Source organism: Streptomyces sp. NPDC059851 (genome assembly GCF_042732005.1).
Lineage (GTDB): Bacteria > Actinomycetota > Actinomycetes > Streptomycetales > Streptomycetaceae > Streptomyces.
In genome coordinates, this window is record NZ_JBHWJJ010000120.1 from 20,076 (window position 1) to 27,215 (window position 7,140).

Annotated in this window: 5 protein-coding genes; all 5 read right to left on the reverse strand. The window is 75.0% G+C overall.

What is annotated here, in order from left to right; all coding sequences use genetic code 11:
* Positions 1-45: 45 nt before the first annotated feature.
* Complete coding sequence (locus ACFV7Q_RS30170; protein ID WP_385433157.1) at positions 46-2,352, reverse strand: protein kinase; 2,307 nt, start codon at positions 2,350-2,352, stop codon at positions 46-48.
* A 203-nt stretch (positions 2,353-2,555) separates the two neighbouring features.
* Positions 2,556-3,722: a substrate-binding domain-containing protein gene (locus ACFV7Q_RS30175; protein WP_385433159.1), complete on the reverse strand. Its 1,167-nt coding sequence runs from the start codon at positions 3,720-3,722 to the stop codon at positions 2,556-2,558.
* A 26-nt stretch (positions 3,723-3,748) separates the two neighbouring features.
* Positions 3,749-4,795, reverse strand: coding sequence for an ABC transporter permease (locus ACFV7Q_RS30180; RefSeq protein ID WP_385433161.1), 1,047 nt, complete (start codon positions 4,793-4,795; stop codon positions 3,749-3,751).
* A complete protein-coding gene (locus ACFV7Q_RS30185; protein ID WP_385433163.1) occupies positions 4,792-6,423 on the reverse strand; it encodes a sugar ABC transporter ATP-binding protein in 1,632 nt (543 codons plus the stop codon). Before ACFV7Q_RS30185 ends, ACFV7Q_RS30180 begins: the two co-directional genes overlap by 4 nt.
* 143 nt (positions 6,424-6,566) lie before the next feature.
* Positions 6,567-7,140, reverse strand: a 574-nt coding sequence (locus tag ACFV7Q_RS30190; protein WP_385433164.1) for an ATP-binding protein, incomplete at its 5' end; no start/stop codon positions are given.

The following is a 7,140-nucleotide window of genomic DNA, read 5'->3' on the forward strand; positions in this document are numbered from 1 at the left end:
GCGACCCTACGGCCCCGGGAGCGCGACGGGCGCGGCGGGCGCGGGTCAGCGCCAGGCCGGGTGGCCCTCGGACGCCGACGCGGTGGTGAGGGAGCGGGAGTCGGTGCCGTCCGCGCGGACCGCCCAGATCACCGGCTTCTCGTACGGCCCGCGGACGAAGGCCAGCCAGCCGCCGTCCGGGGACCATGCCGGGTCCATCTCGTGGGCGTCCGTCGCCACCAGGGCGCGGTCGCCGGTCCCGTCGGTGCCGACCACGCGGATGTCGCCCTGCGTCCCCCGCCCGTACGTCCCCGCGGTGTACGCGAACGTGCGGCCGTCCGGCGACCACACCGGGTCGAGCGCCGGATGCGGCAACCGGGTCAGCTGCTGGGGGGCGGCCCCCGGGGCGTCGGCGTCCACCGCGTGGATCTGCCAGTCGTCCTTGCCGGACGGCATGCAGAAGGCGATCCGCTTGCCGTCCGGGGACCAGGCGGGATCCTCCACCTGGCCGGTTCCGGACGTCACCTGACGGGCGGATCCGTCGGCGAGATTCACCACGAACAGCTGCTGTACGCCCTTCTCGGCGCGCAGCACCGCGAGCCGGGTGCCGTCCGGGGACCAGGACACCCGCCCGCCGGCGATGGCGGCGATCCGCCGCGGGTTCGAGCCGTCGGCATGGGCGGTCCAGACGGCCGCGCCCTGCGCGGTGACCTGGGTGTACGCGAACGACCGGCGGTCCGGGGACCATTGGGGGAGCATGGCGCAGGCGTCCCCGGTGGTCAGCCGCACCGGCGCGGCGGCGCCCGGGTCGCGGCGGGAGATCACGCCGTGGCAGTCCTGCGGCCAGCCTGCGGCGGTGTCCTGACGGACCAGCACCGGGGCGGTGGGGAACGCGGCCGGGCCTGCCGGCGCGGCGGACGGCGAGGCGGGAGCGGAGGCCGCAGGGCCATCGGGCCCGGCCGCGCCGGAGTCCCCGGAGGAGCCGGACCACGGCCGCCACACCAGGAGGCCCACCGCGGACAGGGCGAGCAGGACGGCCGCCGCGCGGACGGCGTTGACGCGGCGGGGCCGCCGTACGGTCGGCGCCCCGGTCACGGCGGCCCCCTCCGGCCGGGCTCCGGCGGCGGGTCCGGCTCCGGTAGCGGTCTCGGCCACGGCCGCGCCGGCGGCCCCGGCTGCGGCTTCGGTTGCGGCTCCGGTTGCGGCTCCCGCTCCTGCTCCTGTTCCGGTCTGGGTGACGGCCTGCGCGTCAGCTGGCCGCTCGGGGCCGGGTGGGCCCGCCACCGTGGGGGTCCGCAGCGACGCGGTGCCCCCCTCCGGTAGGGCCACCACCGCCGGCCCGGCCGGAACACTCCGGTCCGCCACGGCCGGAGCGCCCGGGTCCGCCACGGTCTCCGGCCGGTCGGCCGCCGGGGCCGCAGCCGGAGACGTGGCCGCAGCCGGATCCGGCCGGAGGCTCGGCGTCGGGGTCGCGTCCGCAGACGGCACGGGCTCCGGGGCCGCGGACGGCTCGGGGTCCTGCCGGCGCAGCAGGGCCATCGCGGCGTCCGGCAGCCAGCCCTCCGCGGGCCAGCGGACGGTCAGCCGGCGGAGGAACTCCGCCGAGGTCGGTCGGTCCGCCGGGTCCTTGCACAGGCAGTCGGCGACGAGCTCGCGCAGCTCGTCGGGGACCGCGCTCAAGTCCGGCTCCTCGTACACCACCTTGTAGTGCCGGGCGGTCGCCGGGCCGTCACCGAACGGCGAACCGCCCGCGGCCTGGGTGAGCACCACGCCGAGCGCGAACATGTCCACCGCGGGCGTGATCGAGCCCCCGGTGAGCTGCTCGGGCGACAGGAATCCCGGGGTACCCACCTGCATGCCCGTCTGCGTCAGCGCCGTTCCGTCCAGCGCACGGGCGATGCCGAAGTCGATGACGCGGGGGCCGTCCTCCGCGATGATGATGTTCGCGGGCTTGAAGTCGCGGTGGATCACCCCGGCCCGGTGGATCGCCTCCAGCGCCTCGGCGAGCCCGGCGGCCAGCACGGTGAGCGTGTCCACCGGCAGGGCCGTGACCCGGGCCAGGACCGTGGCCAGGGTCGGTCCCGGCACGAACGCCGTCACCAGCCAGGCCGGATCGCCGTCGGGGTCGGCGTCGACGACGGGGGCGGTGTGGAAGCCGCCGACGCGGCGCGCCGCCGCCACCTCGTCGGCGAAGCGGCGCCGGAATCCGGGCTCGGTGCTCAGCTCGGGGCGTACGACCTTCACGGCCACGGCCCGTCCGGAGGGGGAACGGCCCAGGTAGACCACCCCCATGCCGCCCTGGCCGAGCCGGTGGGTCAACAGGTAGCGGCCGTCGCCGACCGAGGCCGGATCGCCCGGTCCCAGCGCTTTCATGTGTGAGCACCCCCGTTCCGCACCGTGCGCGGGTGCTGCCCTTTCCCTACCGGTCACGCCGCCCGGCAGTCAAGCGGGGCCGGGAGCCCCGCCGACCTGCCCGCTCGTCCCGTGCTCGCGCCCCGGCCGTGCCCTGCCGCGTCGAGCCGGTACGGGGGTCGTGCGGGTGGGCATGCGGGGGCCGTGCGGGGCCGTGCAGCGCGTCACCCGCGCCAGATCTGCTCGTACGCCTCCCGGTAGCCCTCGGGGTCCCAGGACGTTCCTCCGCCGCTGTTGTCGGCCGTGACCACGTGGACGGGGGCGACGTAGCCGCTGGGCGGGTTGCCGGCGAAGGCGCGGTTGAACTCGTCGACGATCTGCCAGCCCTGCTGCGTCAGCGGCTCGGGGACGGTGGCGGCCTGGTACTGGCCGCTGTTGATGCGCTGGAAGGCGGAGGGGTCGCCGTCACCCGCGCCGATGTTGAGCGGGGGCCCGGCCCCCGGCTTCCCGGCGGCGCGGAGGGCCGGCGCCGCATCCGCGAAGTACAGGTCGTTGATGGCGATGGAGTGCGTCCACTTCTTCGGGAAGCGGGACACCAGCGAGGAGACCTCCTGGGGGGTGCGCTGGCTCGCGTCCGGGATGGGGATGTTGGCGTAGGCGAGGAGCTTCACGGCGGGGCAGGTGGCGAGCTGCTGCTTGATGAGCTCGGACTTGTTCCGCGCGAACGGGATCGAGTCGTCGGTGAAGACGACGACGCCGGCGCCTCCGTCGGACCGGGCGATCACCCAGTCCGCGCTGATCCGCGCCACGTCCTCCACCTTCGTGGTGACGTTGGTGAAGAGTCTGGGGCTGGTGCTGGGGCCGGGGGAGCTCACCGCGTGCCAGCCGATCAGCGGGATGCCCGCCTCCTCGGCCCGCGCCACCTGCTGCGAGGTGAGGCGGGGGTCGAAGCCGCCGATGACGATGCCCGACGGTTTGAGGGTGACGGCCTGGCTGAACGCGGCCTGGATGCCGGCCGGGGTGCCCTCCCCGTCGATGACCCGGACGTTCCAGCCGATGGCCGCCGCGGCTTCCCTGACCCCCTTCGCGACTCCGGCGACGCCCGGGTTGGTCATGGTCTGGGCGACGTAGACCAGTGTCTTCCCCGGAACGGCGCGGGGGCCGCTGCGCGGGCCGGTCCAGGCGGTGTCGGTGCTCTCGGCCGCCTGCACCGCGGCCTTCGCCTTCCGTAGGGCGTCGGGGCAGCCGCCGGCCGACGGCCCGGTCGCCGTTGCCCGTCCGGTCGGGGTCCCGTTCGATTCCGACGGGCCGCTCTCGCAGCCCGCCAGGAAGCCGACGGCCGCCGCCCACAGGGCCACGGCCGCGACGGCGGTCTTCCGGTTCGGGTACACGGTGCTCCTGTCACTGGTTGCACTGCCTACGGGCCGGGCTGCTCACCGGTGGCCGGTGGCGGGCGGTCCGGTGCGGTCGCGGCGCGCAGCCTTCGGCGGGACGAGTAGCCGGCCAGGCCGACCGCGATGAGCAGGGTGGCGCCGTTGAACAGGGGGGTGGCCCAGAACTGGGCGCCGAACTGCCGGATGCCGGCGAGGCCGACGGCGAGCAGCGTGACGGCCACGAGGGTGCCCACGGCGTTGGCGCGGCCCGGCTTGATCGTGGTGGAGCCGAGCAGGGCGCCGACGAAGGCGGGCAACAGGTAGTCCAGGCCGACGCTCGGGTTGCCGATCTGCTGCTGCGCGGCGAGGAGCACTCCGGCGAAGCCCACCACCAGGCCCGAGCCGGTGAAGGCGTACACGCAGTACGCGCGCGTGGGGATGCCGAGCATGCCGGCGGCGCGGGGGTTGGATCCGATGACGTACAGGTACCGGCCGAACGGCAGCCGCTCCAGCAACACCCAGAGCACCACGACGACGGCGAGGACGTAGAAGGCGGGGACGGGCAGGCCGAGGAAGCGGGAGTCGTACAGGCCGGTGAAGGCGGGCGGAAGGCCGTCCGGCCCGGGGACGATCCGGCTGCCGTCGGTGAGCCAGCCGGTGACGGCGTACATGATGCTGCCGGTGCCGAGCGTGGCGATGAGGGAGTCGATCCGGGCGAACTCGACGATGACGCCGTTCAAGGCGCCGACCAGGGCCCCGCCGGCGACGACGGCGAGGCAGGCGAGCGGCCAGGACCAGCTCGCGTCGACGATGAGGTACATCACCAGGACGTGCGCCAGGCCCAGCCCGTAGCCGATGGACAGGTCGAACTTGCCGGTGGCGACGGGGATCGTCACACCGAGCGCGAGGAGGGCGGGGATCGACTGGTTGGACAGGACCGCCGAGACGTTGTCCAGGGTCGGGAAGGTGTCCGGCAGGGTGAGGGAGAAGAGGAGGAAGAGCAGGACGGTGAGGGTCAGGAGGCCGTAGGTGCCGATGAAGTGCCCGCGCAGGTGACCCGGCAGGGAGCGGCGCGAGGGCGGGCGGGTCACGGGCTCGTCGCACTTCCGGTGATCGCGGGCATGGCCGAGGCGGTGCGGGTCAGTTCCCTGACGCTGAGGGTCTCCCCCCTCAGGTCGGCCGCCACGGCGCCGCGGACGAACACCAGGGCGCGGTGGCTGAGGTCGGCGACCTCCTCGAAGTCGGAGGAGACGAGCAGGACCGCCAGGCCGTCGGCGAGCGCGTCGTCGATGAGGCCGTGGATCGCCGCCTTGGCCCCGACGTCCACGCTCGCGGTGGGCTCCTCCAGGATCAGCAGCCGCAGACGTCCCGTGAGCCACCGGCCGACGACGACCTTCTGCTGGTTGCCGCCGGACAGGGTGGCGATCACGGCCTCGCCGTCGCGGGGGCGGACCGCGAACCGCTCGATCAGGACGGCCGCCCCGGCGCGCTCGCGCCGCGGGCGGATCCAGCGCCACGGGGGCACCCCGGCCGCCCGTGGATTGGCGAGGAAGTTCTCCCGCACGGTCAGTTCGGCGGCGCAGCCCTCCGCCTGACGGTTTCCGCCGACGAACCCGACACCGCTGCGCACCGCTGCGGCGACCGTGCGCGGGCGGTACGGTCGGCCGGCGAGCAGCACCTGCCCGCCGAGGACGGGCAGCACGCCGGCGAGGGCGCGGCCCAGCTGCCTGTGGCCGGCTCCGGTCAGCCCGACCAGGGCGACGATCTCGCCGGCGCGGAGGTCGAGGCTGACGGGCCCGCAGCGGCCGGTCGTGACGTCCTTGAGGCTGAGGACGGGCGCTCGGTCGTCGGGGACGGGGGAGCTGGGAGCGGGGGAGGCGGTGGGGGCGGCGGAGCCGGTGGCGGGCCGCCGGGCGGCCGGCTCGCTGCCCGTGATGTCGTGCACCAGGCGGGCGGGGTGGTACGGGGCGAGGGGGCCGTGGCTGACGAGGCGGCCGTCGCGCAGGACGGCGAACGCGTCCGCGACCCGGTACACCTCGTCGAGCCGGTGGCTGACGTAGAGGATGCCGTGCCCCCGGTCGCGCAGGGCGTGGAGCACGTGGAAGAGCCGGGTGCAGTCCGTGGCGGGGAGGGTGGCGGTCGGCTCGTCGAGGACGAACAGCTCGGCCCGTTTCGCGAGGGCGCGGGCGATGGCGACCAGGGAGCGTTCGGCGGGGGCCAGATCGGCGATCCGGGTGTCGGGGTGCAGGTGTCCGGCGACGATCTCCAGTGCTTCGGCGCAGCGCTCCCGGGTGCGTCGCCAGGAGATCAGGCCGCGGCGGCGGGGGTAGCCGGTGCCCAGGGCGATGTTCTCGGCGACCGTCATCCACTCCACCAGGCCGAGGTCCTGGTGGATGAAGGACAGCTTCGCGGACGCGGCCTCGGAGCCGAGCGGGTGCCCGGCGACCGTCACCTCGCCCTCGTCGGGGCGGTGGACCCCGGCGAGCACCTTGATCAGCGTGGACTTGCCGGCGCCGTTGGGGCCGAGCAGGGCGAGGACGCTGCCGCGGTGGATGTCGAGGTCGACCCCGTCCAGCGCGACCGTACCGCCGAACCGCTTGCCCAGACCGCGTATCCGGACGAGCGGTTCCGCGCCGGGGCGACGCGTCGGGCTCGCCGAGGGGGCGGAAGTGTCATGCACGGACGTCTCCGGGGCAGGCCTGGGGAGTGCCTCCCCCATCAATGAGGGATGTTGAGGATGTTAACGGGAGTGATGGTGCAGTACCGGGCAAACCGTCATCTTCTGTGGCCCCAATGGTCGAGCGGCGGTCGGGTGTGCGGTACGCCGCGCCCGGTGCGCGGTGTGCCGCGGCGCGCGGGCGGTCATGCCGCGTCCAGGGAGCATTCGGCCCAGATGACCTTGCCCTGGCCGGTGTAGCGGGTGCCCCAGGCCTGGGACAGCTGGGCGACGAGGAACAGGCCGCGTCCGCCCTCGTCCGTAGTGGCCGCCCGCCGCAGGTGCGGGGCGGTGCTGCTGCCGTCGGCGACCTCGCAGATCAGTGCGCGGTCCCGGATGAGGCGCACCTGGATGGGCTCGCCCCCGTAGCGGACCGCGTTGGTGACCAGCTCGCTGAGCATCAGCTCGGCGGCGAACCCGAGCTCTTCCAGACCCCAGTCGGCCAGGGTGCGGGTGGCGTCGGCGCGGACCTCGCCGACGCGGGCCGGGTCGGCGGGCAGGTCCCAGGTAGCGATGCGGTCGGCGGGCAGGGTGTGGGTGCGGGCGACGAGCAGGGCGATGTCGTCGGCGGGGTGGTCGGGTGCGACGGCGTCGATGACCGCCTGGCAGGTGTCCTCGGGGGTCCGGCCGGGATGCGCCAGTGCGCCCCGCAGTTGGGTGAGCGCGTCGTCGATGTCGCGGTGGCGGTCCTCGACGAGGCCGTCGGTGTGCAGGACGTGC

Coding starts and splice junctions, on each gene's coding strand:
- ACFV7Q_RS30170 (WP_385433157.1), bottom strand. CDS start 2,352: ATGAAAGCGCTGGGACCGGGCGATCCGGCCTCGGTCGGCGACGGCCGC.
- ACFV7Q_RS30185 (WP_385433163.1), bottom strand. CDS start 6,423: ATGGGGGAGGCACTCCCCAGGCCTGCCCCGGAGACGTCCGTGCATGAC.